At 49.8% G+C, this 17,715-nt stretch carries 17 protein-coding genes and 1 tRNA gene; 8 read left to right on the top strand and 10 right to left on the bottom strand.

The features are described 5' to 3' along the window. Positions 1 to 21 precede the first annotated feature (21 nt). From mreC to rodA, 4 genes are read left to right on the top strand one after another with little or no spacing between them, the layout of a single operon-like run. Positions 22 to 861, top strand: a complete 840-nt coding sequence (gene mreC / locus IM638_06650; GenBank protein ID MCA6362699.1) for a rod shape-determining protein MreC — start codon at positions 22 to 24, stop codon at positions 859 to 861. Then, a complete protein-coding gene (mreD, locus tag IM638_06645; protein MCA6362698.1) occupies positions 851 to 1,372 on the top strand; it encodes a rod shape-determining protein MreD in 522 nt (173 codons plus the stop codon). The genes mreC and mreD overlap by 11 nt, the downstream gene beginning before the upstream one ends. Further along, on the top strand, positions 1,369 to 3,234 hold the full coding sequence (gene mrdA / locus IM638_06640; GenBank protein MCA6362697.1) for a penicillin-binding protein 2: 1,866 nt from the start codon (positions 1,369 to 1,371) through the stop codon (positions 3,232 to 3,234). The genes mreD and mrdA overlap by 4 nt, the downstream gene beginning before the upstream one ends. A gap of 2 nt (positions 3,235 to 3,236) precedes the next feature. After that, positions 3,237 to 4,520 (top strand): rod shape-determining protein RodA, encoded by a 1,284-nt coding sequence (gene rodA / locus IM638_06635; GenBank protein MCA6362696.1) that lies wholly within the window; start codon positions 3,237 to 3,239, stop codon positions 4,518 to 4,520. A gap of 5 nt (positions 4,521 to 4,525) precedes the next feature. On the opposite strand, the gene IM638_06630 is transcribed toward rodA, so the two are convergent. From IM638_06630 to IM638_06600, 7 genes are all read right to left on the bottom strand, one after another. After that, positions 4,526 to 5,440 (bottom strand): HAMP domain-containing histidine kinase, encoded by a 915-nt coding sequence (locus IM638_06630; GenBank protein MCA6362695.1) that lies wholly within the window; start codon positions 5,438 to 5,440, stop codon positions 4,526 to 4,528. After that, positions 5,437 to 6,567, bottom strand: a complete 1,131-nt coding sequence (locus IM638_06625) for an FIST C-terminal domain-containing protein (protein ID MCA6362694.1) — start codon at positions 6,565 to 6,567, stop codon at positions 5,437 to 5,439. The genes IM638_06630 and IM638_06625 overlap by 4 nt, the downstream gene beginning before the upstream one ends. Positions 6,568 to 6,696: 129 nt before the next feature. After that, positions 6,697 to 8,859, bottom strand: coding sequence for a peptidylprolyl isomerase (locus tag IM638_06620; GenBank protein MCA6362693.1), 2,163 nt, complete (start codon positions 8,857 to 8,859; stop codon positions 6,697 to 6,699). Between the two features lie 119 nt (positions 8,860 to 8,978). Continuing rightward, positions 8,979 to 9,173 (bottom strand): hypothetical protein, encoded by a 195-nt coding sequence (locus tag IM638_06615; GenBank protein MCA6362692.1) that lies wholly within the window; start codon positions 9,171 to 9,173, stop codon positions 8,979 to 8,981. After that, positions 9,170 to 9,718 carry an LPS export ABC transporter periplasmic protein LptC gene (lptC, locus tag IM638_06610; GenBank protein MCA6362691.1) on the bottom strand — a complete coding sequence of 183 codons (549 nt, stop codon included), beginning with the start codon at positions 9,716 to 9,718 and terminating at the stop codon, positions 9,170 to 9,172. The genes IM638_06615 and lptC overlap by 4 nt, the downstream gene beginning before the upstream one ends. Then, a complete protein-coding gene (locus IM638_06605; GenBank protein ID MCA6362690.1) occupies positions 9,718 to 11,274 on the bottom strand; it encodes a hypothetical protein in 1,557 nt (518 codons plus the stop codon). The genes lptC and IM638_06605 overlap by 1 nt, the downstream gene beginning before the upstream one ends. Continuing rightward, positions 11,252 to 11,992, bottom strand: coding sequence for a type III pantothenate kinase (locus IM638_06600; GenBank protein ID MCA6362689.1), 741 nt, complete (start codon positions 11,990 to 11,992; stop codon positions 11,252 to 11,254). The genes IM638_06605 and IM638_06600 overlap by 23 nt, the downstream gene beginning before the upstream one ends. A 183-nt stretch (positions 11,993 to 12,175) precedes the next feature. Between IM638_06600 and IM638_06595 the strand changes: the two genes are divergently transcribed. After that, positions 12,176 to 12,248, top strand: a tRNA-Phe gene (locus IM638_06595). 254 nt (positions 12,249 to 12,502) lie between these two features. On the opposite strand, the gene IM638_06590 is transcribed toward IM638_06595, so the two are convergent. The 3 genes from IM638_06590 to IM638_06580 all read right to left on the bottom strand — a co-directional run bounded on the left by IM638_06590 (position 12,503) and on the right by IM638_06580 (position 13,925). Then, positions 12,503 to 13,090, bottom strand: a complete 588-nt coding sequence (locus IM638_06590) for an FUSC family protein (GenBank protein ID MCA6362688.1) — start codon at positions 13,088 to 13,090, stop codon at positions 12,503 to 12,505. Between the two features lie 67 nt (positions 13,091 to 13,157). Then, positions 13,158 to 13,523 (bottom strand): hypothetical protein, encoded by a 366-nt coding sequence (locus IM638_06585; protein MCA6362687.1) that lies wholly within the window; start codon positions 13,521 to 13,523, stop codon positions 13,158 to 13,160. A gap of 3 nt (positions 13,524 to 13,526) precedes the next feature. Beyond that, entirely contained in the window at positions 13,527 to 13,925 is a 399-nt protein-coding gene (locus IM638_06580) for a hypothetical protein (protein ID MCA6362686.1), read from the bottom strand. Positions 13,926 to 14,192: 267 nt separating this feature from the next. On the opposite strand from IM638_06580, the gene IM638_06575 reads away from it, so the two are divergent. From IM638_06575 to IM638_06565, 3 genes are read left to right on the top strand one after another with little or no spacing between them, the layout of a single operon-like run. Continuing rightward, the gene (locus IM638_06575; protein ID MCA6362685.1) at positions 14,193 to 14,927 is read left to right on the top strand and encodes a DUF547 domain-containing protein; all 735 of its coding nucleotides are present in this window, start codon (positions 14,193 to 14,195) and stop codon (positions 14,925 to 14,927) included. Between the two features lie 29 nt (positions 14,928 to 14,956). Next, positions 14,957 to 16,315, top strand: coding sequence for an FAD-dependent oxidoreductase (locus tag IM638_06570; protein ID MCA6362684.1), 1,359 nt, complete (start codon positions 14,957 to 14,959; stop codon positions 16,313 to 16,315). Further along, positions 16,312 to 17,715, top strand: coding sequence for a 4Fe-4S binding protein (locus IM638_06565; GenBank protein MCA6362683.1), 1,404 nt, complete (start codon positions 16,312 to 16,314; stop codon positions 17,713 to 17,715). The genes IM638_06570 and IM638_06565 overlap by 4 nt, the downstream gene beginning before the upstream one ends.

The following is a 17,715-nucleotide window of genomic DNA, read 5'->3' as shown; positions in this document are numbered from 1 at the left end:
TCACCACTTCAGGTCTGAACGATGCGCAACCTCATCGTCTTCCTTGCCAGGAATTATTTCACGCTTATGTTCCTGCTACTCGAAGTGGTTGCGGTGCTCATTCTGGTACGCAGCAATCCGTATCAGCGCGCCGAAGCCGTGAACAGTACAAGCGAAGTGGCGGGACGGATATACGCCTTCCGCAACGACCTTACCGGCTATTTCAATTTGCGCGATCAAAACCGTATTCTCTCCGAAGAAATTGCCCGCCTGCGTAATCAGAAAACAGGTGCATGGCTCATTACCGCCAATAAGGAAATTTCGGTAAATGATACGCTCTATCGTCAGCGTTACTCCTTTATTGATGCCGAAGTGGTTGACAATACCGTTACGCGGCGCAATAACTACATTATTCTCTCGCGCGGGAAAAATCAAGGCGTGAATGAAGGTATGGGGGTAATCGGCCCGGGCGGCATTGTGGGTATTGTGCGCAGCGTATCACCTAATTTCTGTACGGTAATGTCGTTGCTGCATAAAGACAGCCGCATCAGCGCCAGCCTCAAAAAAGACGGCACCTTTGCCCAGCTGCTCTGGGAAGGCGGCGATTACCGCACTGCCACACTCAAGGAAATTCCCACACACGTAAAACTCGTAAGAGGCGATACGCTGGTTACCAGCGGTCTCGGCAATGCCTTTCCTAAAGGCGTGTTTGTGGGGGTAATATCAGCCTTTGAGAAAAAAGCCGGCGAGAAAACCTACACCGCGCAGGTAACTCTCGGCACCGATTTCAGAAAACTCCAGCACGCCTCCATCGTGAACAACCTGATGAAAGAAGAACTGGAACAGTTGCAGCGTTCAATTCCCGAAGACGATGGTAAGTGAAATTCTGCGACATATCTTCCGCTTTGTGGTGCTGGTTGCCGTGCAGGGCCTTATTTTAAAAAATGTGGAACCGCTGCCCGGACTTAACCCGTTTTTATATGTGCTGTTTCTGCTGCTGCTGCCCATCGAACTTCCCGGCTGGCTGGGGTTGCTCATTGGTTTTGTAACCGGCTGGTGTGTGGACTTGTTTTATGGTACACCCGGTATGCACACCGCTACCTGCACGTTCATCGGCTTTATTCGTCCGGCGGTGCTGCGTTTTCTTGCCCCGCGCGACGGGTATGAGTTTGGCAATCAGCCCACGATGCAGGACATGGGGCGGGCTTGGTTTTTAACGTATGCCGCCGTGCTGGTTGTGGCGCATCATTTCGTGCTTTTCTTCCTCGAAATGTTCACCTTCCGCGAGTTCTTCTACACGCTGCTGCGCATTCTGATGAGTGCTGTAGCCTCGTTGATGCTCATTACCGTAACCCAGTTCCTGTTTTACCGCACCAAATCAGGCACCACATGAACCCCGACTATCGAAAATACATTATCGTTGTGGTGGTAGTGGTGGTGGCACTGCTTTACATCCTCCGTTTGTTCACCATTCAGGTGGTGGAAGATAAATACAAGCTCACGGCAAGTAACCAGGCATTTTTGCAAATGACGGATTATCCGCCGCGCGGCGCAATTTATGACCGCAAAGGCAAACTGCTGGTGTATAATCAGGTTGCGTATGATTTAATGGTGGTGCCGCGCGATCTGAAGGGCTGTGATACAGCTGGCATTTGTAAAATTCTCAATATCACAATTGAAGATTTTCAAAAACGATTAGTCCGGCTTTCCGGAAGTTTGAAAGAGTCGGCGAATGATTACCGGTCGCATATTTTCGAAAGCCAGATGCTGCCCGAACTGAATGCGCAGATTCAGGAACGGTTATATATGTTCCAGGGTTTTTATGTAATGGCCCGTACCGTGCGCAAGTACCCGATTCCTATGGCTGCGCACTTGCTGGGATATATCGGCGAAGTAAATGAGCGCATTACCAAGAAAAATCCCTACTACAAGTCGGGCGATTATATCGGGATGAGTGGTATTGAGAAGGGATACGAAGAAGCACTTCGCGGAAAAAAGGGTGTGCAGATTATGATGCGCGATGTGCACAACAACATTAAAGGCAGCTACAAAAACGGAATTTACGATACGGCTGCCGTACCCGGTAAAAACCTGTATTCCACACTTGATGCCGAGTTGCAGCAGTATGGCGAAAAACTGATGCAGAACAAAATTGGCGGCGTAGTGGCCATTGAGCCCTCTACCGGCGAAATTCTTGCATTGGTGACCAGTCCTACGTATGATCCCAACCTGCTTGTGGGACGCGATTTTCCGAAGAATTATTCCACACTTGCCAAAGACACGCTGGGCAAACCGCTTTTCAACCGTGCGCTGCAGGCTTATTATCCGCCCGGCTCCACATTCAAACTGCTTAATGCCCTTATTGGTTTGCAGGAAGGCGTGCTGAAACCGGCCACCATGTATCCCTGCGCGCGCGGATATCCGCCACTGGGCGGAAAACCCAAATGCCACCCGCACGGTAGTCCTACCGATCTGAAAGGCTCCATTGCTACGTCTTGCAACTCATACTATTCCTATGTGTTTAAAAGCATTGTGGAAAACCGCAAGTACAAAGGCACGGTTGAAGGCTATCAGGCCTGGAAAGATTATGTAAACAGTTTTGGCGTAGGCGTGAAAATAGGTACCGATCTGCCTTACGAACTCAAAGGCATTGTACCCACGCCAAATTATTACGATAAAGTATTTGGCAAAAACGGCTGGCGGGCTTCTACGGTTATCTCGCTCGGAATCGGACAGGCTGAGCTTAGTGTAACGCCGCTGCAGATGTGCAATATTGTGTGCACCATTGCCAACCGCGGATATTATATTACGCCGCACGTGGTGCGCAGTATTGGCGACAATAAAGTATTGCCGCAGTGGCAGAAAAAGAATTACACCAAAGTCACCAGCCGCCAGCATTACGAAGACGTAATTACGGGCATGGCGCTGGTAATGACGGGCGGAACCGGGCGCAGTGTACAGATTCCGGGCATTGAGTCGTGCGGCAAAACCGGTACGGCGCAAAACCCGCATGGCGAAGACCACTCGGTGTTTGTGATGTTTGCCCCGCGCGAGAATCCGAAAATCTGCATTGCCATTCTGGTCGAAAATGCCGGTTTTGGTGCCACGTGGGCCGCGCCCATTGCCAGTTTGATGATGGAACGCTACCTCACCGGCAAAGTAACCCGCTCTGATCTGGAGCAACGTATGTTTGAGGGCGATCTCATACACAAACATCCTTCATCGGGTGCCAAACCCAAGCCGATATTACATTAACCATGCGCGAACGCAGCGAGAGTCAGTTTTACAATGTCGATTGGATTACCGTAGTCGTTTACCTCGTGCTGGTTACGCTGGGGCTGATGAACATTTATTCGGCAATGTATGATCCGGCACTCAGCAGCATTTTCGATCTTTCGCGGCTGGAAGGAAAACAGTTTATATTTATTTGCGTATCACTGGTGCTTGGCTTTTCGCTGCTCATGGTGGATGCTTCGTTTTTTACGGCTACGGCGTTTTTTGCATACGGAGGTTTTCTGCTGCTCAACATTGCCGTGCGTTTTCTGGGTGCCGAAATCAAGGGCAGTCACTCGTGGTTCAGGTTTGGCAGCTTTGGTTTGCAGCCGGCCGAGTTTATGAAGTTTTCTACAGCTCTGGTGCTGGCAAAATACATCAGCGGCATAACCCGCCGCGATCTGGTGCGCGACTTTTTTGTGTGCATGGGTTTCATACTGCTGCCTATGCTCATTATAGCTGTGATACAAGACGAAACAGGTGTGGCAATTGTGCTTGCAGCATTCATCGTAGTGCTTTACCGCGAAGGAATTTTCCCCGGCTGGCTCCTTCTGCTGGGCATTGTATCGGTGCTGGCGGTGGTGCTTGGCCTTAAGTTTTACGACCTGAGGTGGTATTTTGTAGCCGGTAGTGTGGCGCTGGCTACATTATGGCTCATTTTTCAGCGTCGTATCCGAATCAATCATATTGTCATTGCGCTGGGTATTGCAGGCTTGTTTGTGAGCCTCATTTTTGTATCAAACTACATCATCAATAAAATGCCCGAACACCAGTCGGCACGTATTAAGGTATGGCTCGGTATGTCGGTTTCTCAGCAAATGCAGGATAAGATCGGATACAATGTAAAGCAGTCGATGATTGCCATTGGTTCGGGCGGCATTAGCGGTAAAGGATTTTTGGAAGGCACACAAACTAAGTTTCGCTTTGTGCCCGAGCAGGAAACGGATTTTATTTTCTGCACCGTTGGCGAGGAGTGGGGCTTTCTGGGTAGTGCCGGTGTAATTCTGCTTTACGCCTTTCTCATTATCCGCCTCATCTTTATGGCCGAGCGGCAGCGGTCTGATTTTACGCGCATTTATGGCTACGGTGTAGCCTGCGTGTTTTTTATCCACTTAATGGTTAATGTGGGAATGACCATTGGTCTGATTCCGGTAATTGGTATTCCCTTGCCCTTTTTCAGCTACGGCGGCTCTTCACTTATTGGCTTTACGCTGCTGCTCTTCATCTTCATTCGCCTCGACTCGCAACGCCTGCTTATTCTGCGTTAAGTTGTTTATTCCGGCTTCTCGCGGTGTAAATAAGGAAGCGAAATAGTAATGGAAGTGCCTTCTCCGGGTGTACTTTTTATCTGAATGCTTCCTTTATTCCGGTCGATTATTTTTTTCACCACAAACAATCCAACGCCGTATCCTTTTTCATTACTGGCTTCTTCCGTACGGTAAAATAGCCTGAATACCTTGTTTTCAGGATCATCGATATTCATACCTATACCATTGTCGCTCACTTCGAGCACAAGTTGATCGTTGCGTTTTACGAGGTTTACATTGATTATTCCCGGAACATCAGGACGCGAAAACTTGATGGAGTTGGATATGAGATTAACAAAAATAATTTTGAGAATGTGTTTCGAATAAAAAATACTGTCGGGGCTGAATGAGTAGTGAAGGGTAATGTTTTTGCCGAGAAGCAGGTATTGTATTTCTAATTGTATGGCCGCCTGAAGAATATCCGGTATAATTTCGGTAAACTCATCATCGGTTTTGTTTTCAAATTTTGAGAGGTAGAGAAATCCTTGTACAATAGAAGTAAGCTGGTTTGTGGACAAATCGAGCCGGTCCACAATTTTTTCCAGCATTTCGGTGTTACCGCGCGAAAGATATTTGCGCAGCATCTTTATCAGTCCGAGAATATTGGCGGTGTGGTTTTTTATATCGTGTGCCAGTCCGTGGTTGAAACTGTCGAGAAAAACATTGCGCTGATTTAACTCGTTATTTATTTCTTCCAGTTCTTTCTGGCTTATTTGCATCGCGCGCTGATTCAATATGCGCTCATCGTCCACATTATTATATGAGTCGTTAACGAGTTTGATAAAAAGTTCCAGCCCCTGTTCGGTAAATTGATCATCCGGGAACGCTTTACGCAGTTGTCGGGCAGTTAAACGGTTAAGCGGATCGGGTTTATTAATCATACCGTTTCCTCGGTGAATGTGGTAATGGTCATTGTCTGGTTATGCAGGTGGCAGGCATTGTCGCCTACAAGCGGCGAGAGCTCGGAGTAGGAGTAAAATCCGCAAATGGTGGCCTGATTGCCCAGTACTTTTTTCGACTCGCTGAGTTCTTCTTCCGTAAGTTGGCCCAGTACCAGCCTGCGTGCTACGCAACTTATAAGTATGGCAAGTTGAGGGGGATGTTTGTCATATAAAAAAGTTTCTTTTGCCGAATCGCCTGCTCCGCTGATAAGGTTATCAAAGTTGGCGCGCATGAGCTGTATTTTCATTCCATTTTCTACATCGCCGAATAGAATGAGAGAACCTGCCTGTTCATCCACATTTTGTACGCCGCGCACCAGCGGCTCACTGGTTTGTGCTTCAATAATTGTAAAGGGAAACAGCAGTGCTGATGCCGGTAGTTCGGAGGCCTTATCGCCGAGGTATTGCTTGTATAAATCGAGTACGGGCTTGCCGTCTATTTCATATAAAATATTCCCCTCGCTTCGGGTAATGGTACGCACCGGCCCGAATGTGTCCCAGCCACCTTTAGAGCCGTGGGCAATGCGCAGTTTGCTGCCGTAAAATGCAACAGCTACAATTTGCTGATTGCTCAGGTCTTCATTCAGGCCGGTAAGTGTAAGCTCAAACCGGTAATCATCGCCGGCCACACCGCCTGATACAGGCACACGCCCCTGAAGTTTTGCGTTTATGCCGTTGAGCAGTTGCCCCGCATTTATTCCTGTTGTGCTAAATAAAAGCACCCCTGCCAGATCAGCAGCATCAAGTTCGCTGGCAATTTGGTTGCCAAGTGTGGCTGCATCGGTTTGGCTAATTGCATATCTGCGTGCCGCCACACGGGTATGCGCAAATTCAATTACCGTAGCCACCAACGTATCATCAAGCAGCGATTCATCCAAAATATTACCGGCCGAACTGCAGCTTACCACGAATGCGTTGGGGTACATGGCCCGCAAGTTATGAAGAGCCCCTCCATTCTGCTCAAGCGTATAACGTGAACCGAATACAATGCAAAGCTGTGCGTGTACAAGTGTTTCAGCTACGGCGGTCCAACTTCCGTGTTGCCAGAGGTGTTGAGCAGTTTTCATAACGGGGCATAAGTAAGGTCAGCATAAATGTACGTATTGCCTGCTGGCTGAAGTATAGCGGTATCCGATTTTTAATAAAAAACGCCGTTCAGTGCGAACGGCGTTTTTTATTATCTGAACAAATCGGGTTTAGAAATAACGGGCGCGATGATCTACAATGTCAGCATCTTCGCGAAGTACATCAGCAGCACGTGAGTCGGCCTGACCGCCCATTGCGCTTGTGGCTGATTGCTGACGTGTTTTTACATCTTTCAGCGGTTCGGCAGGCGTTACACCGGTAATCATTACCACATACACACCCTGATCGCCGGCAATGGGGCCGGAGAGTTTGTTGGGGGTAGGGTTGCCAGCCATCCAGCCTACTACGCGGCCTTCGTTGCCGGCCATAGGCAGTACCGCATTGGCAAAATTGGCTGTTGCCGGAGTGGCTGTGAGTTTCAGGTTGGCAGCCCAGGCATCAATTGTAGCCGCTTTCTTAGCGTTGATCTCTTTGGTAAACTGCTCAATCTTTTTCTTCTTACGCACTTCAAGTTCGCAGATTGTGCGCACGTCTTTATCTTCAAACGGCTTAGTGCCTTTTTCAACAATTTTGGTAAGCACGCATACCACAAATTTCTGCTGGCCGGCCTGCTGACCTACAGTGAAAGGCTCAGACACCGAGCCAAGTTCGGTTTTGTCGGCAAACATCCACTGGATGATGGGGCGGGGCTGATCGATACCGGCAATGTAACGGCTGTTTTCGGTTACATTTTCACCGGCTTGTTTCGACAATTTGCCATCGGTTACGGCTTTATTGAAGAGTTCGAGGTTGTTGTTTTTACCACCAAACTCAGCTGCTTTGTTGAAGATGCTGGTAATTGTTTGTTCCGAAGGCTCTGACTTACGCTCAATGGCTACTACTTCAGTTTTGCGGCTTTCCTTGGTGCGGTCGATAACCTGAATTACGTGGTAGCCAAACTGTGTTTCTACTACAACTACAGCGCCTTTGGGATTGTTGAAACCGGCATCTTTAAAGGGCTGTACGAATCCGGTTTCCTGTGTAAACCAGCCGTAATCGCCTTTATTGCCTGATTTTGAGCCCTGGTCGTCGGTGAGTTTTTCAACCAGATCTTCCATTTTCTTGCCGCCTTTAATCACTTTGGCAATACTGTCGGCACGAAGTTTAGCCTGCTCTTTGGTGCGGGTGGCTTCGGGTGTGCCGCCTTTCATGGCTACAAGAATGTGACGCACTTTGGCAGAATCTGAAGAGAAACGCTGACCGAGTACTTTGTAAATCACATTGTTTTCACCTACACTGAAGGGTCCGAGTACATCGCCGGCGTTGGCTTTAATAAACATACTGTCGGTGCCCACAGGATAAAGACCCGGACGCAGCATTTTAGACGCATACACACCGTCGGTAGAAAGGCTGGATACAAAAGCAGTGTCGTCGCGGCCTGATTTGGTTTTGAATTCAGGCATAAGTTTAGAAAGCTCTTCGCGCTGGGCTGCAATATCATCAGCCGTAGGGAGTACATCAAAACTTACAAATTCAATTGAACGGGCATCATCGGCCTGTTTGAATTTGTGCGGATTGGCTTTATAATAAGCCTTCAGCTCTTCGTCGGTGCATTTAATGGTTGAGTCGGCAATTTCGCTGTAACGCTTGCTGAAATAGGTAAACGCGTAGCTGGTTTTTTCTTCCTTGTCTTCGCGGATGGCCTGGCTTGAGGTTACATAAAGACCTTTACGAATGAGCGTGTTGTATTTTTCACGCACCAGACGCTTCTGCATTTCCTGCTCAATTTTTTCCCACTGGGCTACATCTTTGGGCTGGAATTTTTTCACCAGCTCACGAATGGCTTTACCATTCAGCGATCCATCCGGATTGGCGTACTGCGGTGCAATCTGGCCGCTTTGCGGATCCTGAAAATACTGACGCATCAGATCAGAAGGCTTGTCGCCCATCATCTGCTCGGCCAGCTCGTCGGTAGTTACCAAAATACCGAGTTCATCATACTCGGGCTGATACACCAGCTGGTCAATCATTTCGGCCCAAACACCATCAGAAAGCTGCTGGCGCTGCTGGTCGCTCATGTTTTCATTGGCGTCACTGTACGAGCGGATCTTGTTGTCGAAATCCTTGTAGGAAATTTTGTTGCCATTGATAGTGCCCACATCTCCGGGGCCACCGGCACCAAAAAGTCCAAACTGTCCGCTGAAAATATCAGTCAGTACAAAAGCCAGAATGGCTACAAAAATGATCCCTACCAAAAGGGCTACACGGCTGCGTATGCGCGATAAAATGGTCATGGAATGATGACGTTTAATTGAATTCGGGGCACGAATATACGATTTGTCGGTAAAATCCCGATAAATCGGTTCGAGTTTGGAGTTAAATCTTTGTTTTTCAGAAGTTCAGAGGCTCCAAATCAGGGTTTGGGTTTCGACTGCGACTTATTAAACCGGCGGCGGAGTCCATACATTACTCCTGCCAGAGCCGCCATGCCCATAGCAAAAAAGCCGTTATCGCTTTGTTTGGTGAGGAAAAACCATGCGGTAAGACCGGCACAGATAACGGCCAGTCCAAGCCACATATATTCGGAGAAGCGGAAATATGAATTCATTTCGGATTAGTATCAGAATCAGGGAGTGCAAAGATACCGGTTACCTTCTTGAACCGGTAATTGTTAAAGGTCTGATCGGCCCGGAGTCCTTCGCTGTGAATAATTTGCGAGCCGCTGGTCACCTTTACTTTTTTGTCGGTATAAATACTGTCAATACGATCATCCCAGAAAAGCTGTTCGGTTTCCAGTTTTTCGCCTTTTGTATTTACCACCACCACGTTTGAGCGGGCTTCCATGAGGTTGGTGCGCTCGTTACGCACAGCATAGCGGGCTGAGATTGACGAGTTCACCTTCATGTCGTCGTCGTAAAACTCCACTTTCATGCCCAGCGGCATTACGGTGCGCGGTTCGTTTCCGGCGTAATCGTCGATTTGAGGGGCGGTGAGTTTAATTTTCACCTTGGCACTGTCTGAATAATACAGCGTTACATCCTTTGCAGTTTGCAGTGGCAATGTGTCTTTGCGGGTGAGGCGTTTTACTTCGCGCGGGTCGTTGGAGCAGGCCGCGAGTAAAGCAAAAGCAAAGCCGGTGAGCCAAAACCGCATTAGTCGAAACGATAACGGTTAAACCATTTATCGTTGATGGTCACGCCGAGCGACACACGGAAAAAACTTTCTTTTACAAGATTGTTTTCAATTGTGCCGCGCTGTCCGGCTTCGATTGCGAGGCTTACCCGCGAAACAGGTTCGCCGAGGCGGGTGCGGTAGGGCAGCGGAAAGGCAAAGCCCAGGTTCACCGCCATTTCATTCAGCCCCACATTGTTGAATTGAAGCGAAGTCTGGTGGTAGCGAGCCCCAATGCGGTACTGCACCGCTGTAAAGAAATTGCCTCGTCCGGCCGGTTTGGGCTGTACCTGAAAGCCGGCAGTAGCACGCAGACTGTTTCGCAAACCGGGGTTCACATCAAGAATGGTAAGGTTGCCCCATTGCTGAGCCATTACGTCGGCCTGAAAAAGCCAGCGGTAATCACGTTTCAGGGCAAAGCCCAAACCAAACATGGGTGGCATGTTTACACGGCCCGGCACACCTTTATAATAGAGTACGGTGTCGAGAATAAGATCGCGGCCGCCACTTACTTTATAGCGTTCGGCCAGCAATTCGTAACTCACGGTGAGTTCGGTGGCAGGGGCAAATACAAGCCCTACTGTTCCGCGAATGCCGTTGCGTTTTACAAACAGCGGGGCATCCTGTGTTTTGCCGTTGGCCACATAGGTAAACGTGTTTTTAAACACCGATTTGCCGGTTACGGCCGAGTCGGGCAGGTTTTCGTAAACCGGGTTTAGTGCTTTGTGGAAAATAAAACCATACTGCAGTCCGAAAGTGGCATACACATCGCGGAAAAGGATGCTGCGGTTGATGCGGCTGTTGTAGCTGAAGAGTGAATCGGGGAATTCGTCGCGGCGTATGTTGTTGGTTGATCCGAAAAGGTACGATACCTGCACGCCGATGGAGATATTGCCAAGGGCATTGAGGCGGGCCATTTTTGTTTTCATGGCTGTGGTGTCGGCAGCGCGGCGTTGCATTTCGTATTTGTCGGAAAGCTGGTAACGCTTAGCCAGGTTGGCAAACGGACGAAATGCCTGCGCGGTGTACACCTGATTGACGCCGCCGGTACCTTGATATTTGTAGGTAACGGAGCCAATATTGGGTTCAACAGCGGAGTTCACCACGTTGTAGCCCACCGTAGAATAGGGCGCAAAGCCCAGCGAGCCTCCCCACCACGAAGTAACGGGAAAAGCCAGCGTCATTTGCCCCAGCGAGGTGCGGTTAAATGTGCCGGTTGAAGCGGCATTTTGCAGCTGTACGGTATTGGATACGAGCGACACTTCGTAGGTAGTGATGGGCAGGGCTGTGAGTGAAGCCGGGTTAGCGTGGTTGATGTAAATTGGCAGCAGCGAGTCGTTTCGCAAGCCAATACCGCCCCCGCCAAGTCCCTGATTGAAAGGGCCTGAAAGCGCGTTGAGCTCGCCAAGTCCGAAGCGTGAGTAGGGGCTAACGGTTTGAAGTACGGCGGGATTTTGAGCCGCGAGGTTGCCAACCGCTGTAAACACGGCCAAAAAGCAAAAAAACAGGGCGCGCTTAGCGCTGAATGCTGGATGCATGATACTCTAATATGCGGTTGAGCCCTTCCTGAACCAGAAACGGGCGTGCAAAGATGTCATTTTTCAGCCCGTTTGCCAAAACCGGGGCATCGCCGCCGCCAATTACGGCTGCCAGATCGGGGTATTTTGCCTTCAATTCGTGGTAAAATGCTTTGGCTTCGAGCTGTGCGGCATACACGGCACCGGTGCGCAGTGAGGTTTGTGTATCGGTAGCCGGAAACGGCGTGGGCCCTTCCATGTCCACCAGCGGCAGCTTCTGAGTGTATTCGTGCATGGCACGCAGCCGCATGCCTATGCCCGGCGAAATGGCTCCTCCCAGAAACTCGCCGGCTGCCGTTGTGAAATTATATGTAATGCAGGTTCCTGCCACAATGGCCAAGACGGGCTGCCCCGGGAAAAGTTGCCCCGCTGCGCACGAGGCCGCTATGCGGTCGTACCCCAGCGTATGCGGACTGCCATACGCATTGGTAATTGGCAACTTCGTATCAGGCCCGAGGCGGAGCAGCGGAAAATACGGCGAAAGCGCATGCTCCAGCCCTGCATCGTCAGTCCGCACCGAAGCCAGCATGCCGGCCTGCACGGGTTTTCCGCCCGCTATTTCCAGCACCGCTTCGGCTGTAGGCGTTTCCAGCACATGGTGCTCACGCAAAGCCCCGTCGAAAAACAGGCTGGCCTTGAGGCGGGTATTCCCGAAATCGAGAATGAGGTTCCACGGCATAAATTGCAGTTTGGTGCCCAAAGGTACGCACAGCGCCGCCCCAACGCCCCGTTTTTAACACGAATTACAGTTTGGCCGGCCTTTTATCAAAAATAATCGGCTGTAATTGAGCCTGCTGCACTGGAAAGCGGATATTTTTTTGCAAAATCAATTTTGTGTGTACATTTGCACCCCGGCAAAGCTGGTTCGATAGCTCAGTTGGTAGAGCAAAGGACTGAAAATCCTTGTGTCGTCAGTTCGATTCTGACTCGAACCACACGGTTAATCGCCCGATCATTTTTGATCGGGCGATTTTTTTTATGGCACTGAACGGTTTGAATCCATAGCCGCGATTGTAACAGAAATCCGGCAGCCGCAAAAACCAAAATCAAATTCCCTAAACTTTCCGAGAGTTTATAACTCTCGGAAAGTTTAGCGATAACAGATGGTTTTTGCGGCTGCCGGATTGGCGTGGAAAGCGCGAGCCGAACGGTTTGGAAATGCACTGATGGTTCGCTCCTACGCCTTCAATCACTCATTCTCGCCCTTTTTCTCCTTCTCCTCATCCTCCAGCACAAACAACGGGAACCGTTTTTTAAAAAACTCGGTAAACAGCCAGCCCAGCACAAACGCAACCAAACTGCCGTAAAGCACCTCGCCGGTGCGCATGAGCGCGGTGAGCAACGAGTCGTCCCACGTAAAATCATCGGGCAAAACGGGCATCATGATGATGATAACCGTAACGGGTGCCAGTTTCCAGCTTGAGGGATAATTGGGGAAGGAAACAGCCACCAGCACCGAAGCAGCCACCGCACCAATCATAGACCAGAAATTAAGCCCGAAAACGGCTATAAAAGCCAGCCCCAGCACACAACCCGTAATAGTGTTGATGATGCGCGATACCATGCTCTGGCGGATGCTTGTAAAATCAGGCTCACTTACGATGATGACCGAAATGATGGCCCAGATTTTTTTGGTATCGGTAAGGTAAAACAGCGACCACCAGGTGATGAGGCAGCCGATAATAATGCGGGCCGCGTAGAGCAGGGCGGAGAGCTTGATGCCGGGCAGGGTCATGGTTTGGCAAAGGTAAGATGAGAAGCGTAAACACCGGCGCATGGTTTTGTGTAAAAAAAACAGCGCTGAAAACAACTGTTCTCAACGCTGTAATGAATCACAAGCCGGTTTATTTGGCTGCAATTTCCTCTACGTGCAGCCCGTCGAGCGCCAGCACGCCATACACTTTCACTGGTTTTTTGAGCGAAATCACAGCGCCTTTGTTGTCGCGTATTTTCACATCGGCCTGCGACCAGTTTTCCACCAGGTCTTCCATCTGGCTGTTGCCTGTACCGGTTACAATTTTCACGGTAAATTTCTCGCCTTTGGCGGATACCAGATCAATGGTCATTTCCTGGCCGGTGAGCACAAACATGGGCACTTCGAGCTTGCCTTCGAGGTAGAAAGGCTTGTCGTAGTTTTCTTCGTTCTTGCTGGCTTCGGTGGTAAGTTCGGGCCAGTTCATGGCCGGGTAATCGGCGGCGGCTTCGTCCACTTTTTAAATATCGGTTACGGTGAAAAAGAGGGTGTATTTTTTCGGATCGCTGTAATCTTTGGAGGCATAAATACTGCCCGATAATTTCACCCGTTCGTTAAGGCCCACAGGTTTGCCGTTTTTATCGGTAATGGATACGTCGGACGGCTTATAGTTTTTAGGCAGCGATTTCATTTTGTTTTTTCCGGAGCCGGTGGGAATGGTGGCATAAATATCCTTGCCATCCATCTGGTTGTGGCGGCCGAAGAAGTTCATACTCTGACCACGGTCGCTGGAGGATGAAAGCTGCGGGAGCTGCAGGTAACCTTCAATGCTTACATTATGCGCAATGCTGAGCGTATCGGCCAGCGCCTCATCGAAGGTAACGGGTTTGGGTGGCAGCTTGGCGAGGCTGTCTTTCATGCGCTGCTCAATTTCGTAGGCCGAGAGCGGCCGGCTGGCAGCGTCTTTTTCGGATTGTTTTTGAGAGCTGCCTCCTCAGGAAGCAAAGGCAAGCGACAGCAAAGCGGCTGAAAGGATGGCTGTTTTTTTCATGGAGGAAGGTTATAACAGGTAAATATAGCGGAATTGACCAATGCGCTTGTGTGCAAGTTTTGTAAAATAGCTAACTTTCCAAAATCCGGTATGGCCTTTGTTTGCGTATGTACCGTTTACCAAATCAATTCAGCCATGAAATCCAGACTGCTGCTTTTTACCGCCGCGTTTTTACTGCTGGTGACAAACTTAGTTGCTGCTCCCCCCGCGCATACCGCCTGGGATAACCTGCTCAAAAAAAACGTAACGGCCGATGGAAAGGTTAACTACAAAGCCTTTATCCGCGATTCGGTGGAACTGAACAAGTACCTGAAACTGCTCAGCGATAATCCCCCTGATGCTTCCTGGACCGCCAATCAGGAAAAAGCATTCTGGATAAATGCCTACAATGCATTTACCGTTAAACTCATTATTAAATATTATCCGGTAAAGAGTATAAAAGATATTGCAGGCAAAGTGCCGTTTGTAAATACGCCGTGGGATATTAAGTTTATCAAAATTGGCAAGGAAACACTTGACCTGAACAACATTGAACACACCAAGCTCCGCAAAAAGTTTAACGATTACCGGATTCATTTTGCGCTGGTGTGTGCTTCAAAATCGTGCCCCATTCTGCTCAACGCAGCCTACACGCCCGAAAAGCTCGAAAGCCAGCTGGATGCGCAGGGGCGTGCTTTTCTGAAAGACGTGAAGCGCAATCAGGTTTCGGCTGCTACGCCCAAAGTGTCGAAAATTTTCGATTGGTATGCGATGGATTTCAAGAAGGGGAATCAAACTGTAATTGATGTGATAAACAAGTATTCAGACGTGAAAATAAATGCCAATGCGAAGCTGGACTATTTAACTTACGACTGGACACTGAACGAATAAGGCCAATTTCATTTAAACGCTACACATTCATGAATGAACCTTCGGCCTCAGAAACACTTGTAATTATTGGCAACGGCATTGCCGGCATAACCTGCGCACGGCATGTACGCAAGCGAAGCCGCCGGCCGGTGGTGGTGATTTCTTCGGAAACCGATTACTTTTTTTCGCGCACGGCACTCATGTACATTTACATGGGGCACATGCAGTTTGAGCATACCAAGCCTTACGAAGACAATTTCTGGGCAAAAAACAACATTACACTGGTGCGCAAGCATGTGCAGCAGGTAAACACAGCCAGCCGCGAATTGCTATTTACCGATGGCACCCGCATGTTTTACGGCGATCTGGTGCTGGCTACCGGTTCACAATCAAACTTCTTTGGCTGGCTGGGGCAGGAGCTCAAAGGCGTGCAGGGGCTTTACAGCTACAACGACCTGCAGCGCATGGAGGCCGATACAAAAGGCATTGCAAATGCTGTGGTAGTGGGCGGCGGCCTGATTGGTGTGGAAATGGCCGAAATGCTGCATGCACGTGGCATACACGTAACCTTTCTGGTGCGCGAAAACGAGTTCTGGCGAAACGTGCTGCCTGCCGAAGAAGCTGCGCTTATAAGCCGCCACCTGCGCGAGCACGGCATTGACCTGCGCCTGAATACCGAGCTCAAAGCACTTCTGCCCGACGGCAACGGACGCGTGCGTGCAGCTGTTACCACACAGGGCGAAGAAATTGCCTGCCAGTTTGCCGGCATTGCCGTGGGCGTAAGTCCTAACGCCGAAATGGCCCGCCAGTCGGGCATTGCCTGCGAGCGCGGCATTCTGGTAAACGAATTTTTTGAAACCGATCAGCCGCACGTGTATGCCATTGGCGACTGTGCCCAATACCGCACACCACCGCCCGGCCGCCGCGCCATTGAGCCACTCTGGTACACCGGCCGCTTTCATGGCGAAACACTTGCGCTTACACTCACCGCTAAACGCACCGCATACGCGCCGGGCCCCTGGTTCAATTCGGCCAAATTCTTCGACATCGAATACCAGACTTACGGCGATGTAAAAGCCAATGCGGGCGAGAACGAAAGCAGCTTTTACTGGCAGCATGCTAGCGGCAAAATAAGTTTCCGCGCGGTGTACGATGCCGCGTCAAAACGCCTCACCGGTATTAATGTATTTGGTATGCGCCTGCGCCACGAGCTGGTTGACCGCTGGCTGCGCGAAGGAGTAAATGTGGCACACGCTCTCGAAAATCTCGCCAGTGCCAATTTTGACCCCGAATTTTACAAAACTTTTGAAGCGGATATTGCCGCCGCCTTTACCGCCCAGACCGGCATAAAAGTGGTGGCAAAAGCCAAAAGCTGGACACAAATTTTCAAACGCCCGCAACATACATGAAAAGCCCTGAGCCAAGTTTATCGCTATCCGAACCGCACCCGCAAGGTGTGCATGCCGCTCAAAAAGGCGGTTTTGCGCTCGCTGTGCTTGCGGTGGTTTATTTGTTGCTGGCATGGGCGCATCTGGTGCCGGTAAATGCGGCTTTGCTTGCTGCATCGTTGCTGGGGATTGTAGCCGGGGTTATTATTTATTCGCTGGCACTTTACCGCAACGTGCCGGCGGGAATAAAAAACAACGGTGTGTTCACATCGTCGCTTACCAACAGGGGCCTTTGGGGCTGGGTGGCAGGCATTGTGCTTACGGCTTTTTACGTGGCGCTTTACTGGTTCCCGGAAACACTGGGGCTGGGGAAAGACGGTAACAACACCGGACTTATTGCCCTGTTTGATCCGCTGAAACGTTTTTTCAGCGGCAGCAATTCCACCTCGCAGTGGTTTGTATATGGTACACTTTACACAGTGGCTATACTGGCGCTGGGCATTAAGTTTATGCTCAAGTACCGGCACAACCGCTATCAGCTTATCCGTACATCGGTAGTAATTGCATCACAATTATTTCTGGCGTATCTCATTCCCGAAATTCTCGAAGGGCTTACTACCGGGCAGGCTTACTTTGCCAAAGACATCAAAAACATCTGGCCACTGAATTATTATTTCTTTCACGACTGGCACCTGAATGCCATGCTGGAAGGTGGTGCGCTGGGACGTTTGTTTCTGGTGGCCGGCATAGCTCTGTTTCTGATCGGAGCTCCGGTAATTACTTATTTTGCGGGGAAGCGCTGGTACTGCTCGTGGGTGTGTGGTTGCGGCGGACTGGCCGAAACGGCAGGCGATCCGTTCCGTCAGCTTTCATCGAAAAAAGTTTCTGCATGGAAGTTTGAACGCTGGATGATACACGGTGTGCTTGCGCTGGTAGTGATTATGACAGCGGCCACGCTTTACGGTTATTTTTCCGGCAAATCGGAAATTTTCGGGCTGAGTATTTACACGTATTTCCAGCAGCCGTATGCGTTTTTTATTGGTGCAGCTTTTTCGGGCGTAATTGGTGTGGGATTTTATCCGGTGCTTGGAAGCCGCGTGTGGTGCCGCTTTGGTTGTCCGCTTGCAGGTTACATGGGCATTATTCAGCGCTTTAAATCGCGTTTCCGTATTACCACCAATGGCGGGCAATGCATTTCCTGCGGCAATTGCTCAACCTATTGTGAAATGGGAATTGATGTGCGGGCCTACGCGCAGAAAGGCCAGAATATTGTACGTGCATCGTGTGTAGGTTGCGGAATATGTGCAGCGGTTTGTCCGCGCGGCGTACTCAAACTCGAAAACGGACCCGAAGAAGGCCGCATAAACGACAATCCGATCAGTATTGGTAACGACGGTATAAAGCTGAACGGATTATCCTGA

Source organism: Bacteroidota bacterium, assembly GCA_020402865.1.
In the GTDB taxonomy this organism is placed as follows: Bacteria; Bacteroidota; Bacteroidia; order Palsa-965; family Palsa-965.
Note: the sequence above shows the minus strand (reverse complement) of the source record. Positions and strands in the feature narration are given on the sequence as shown.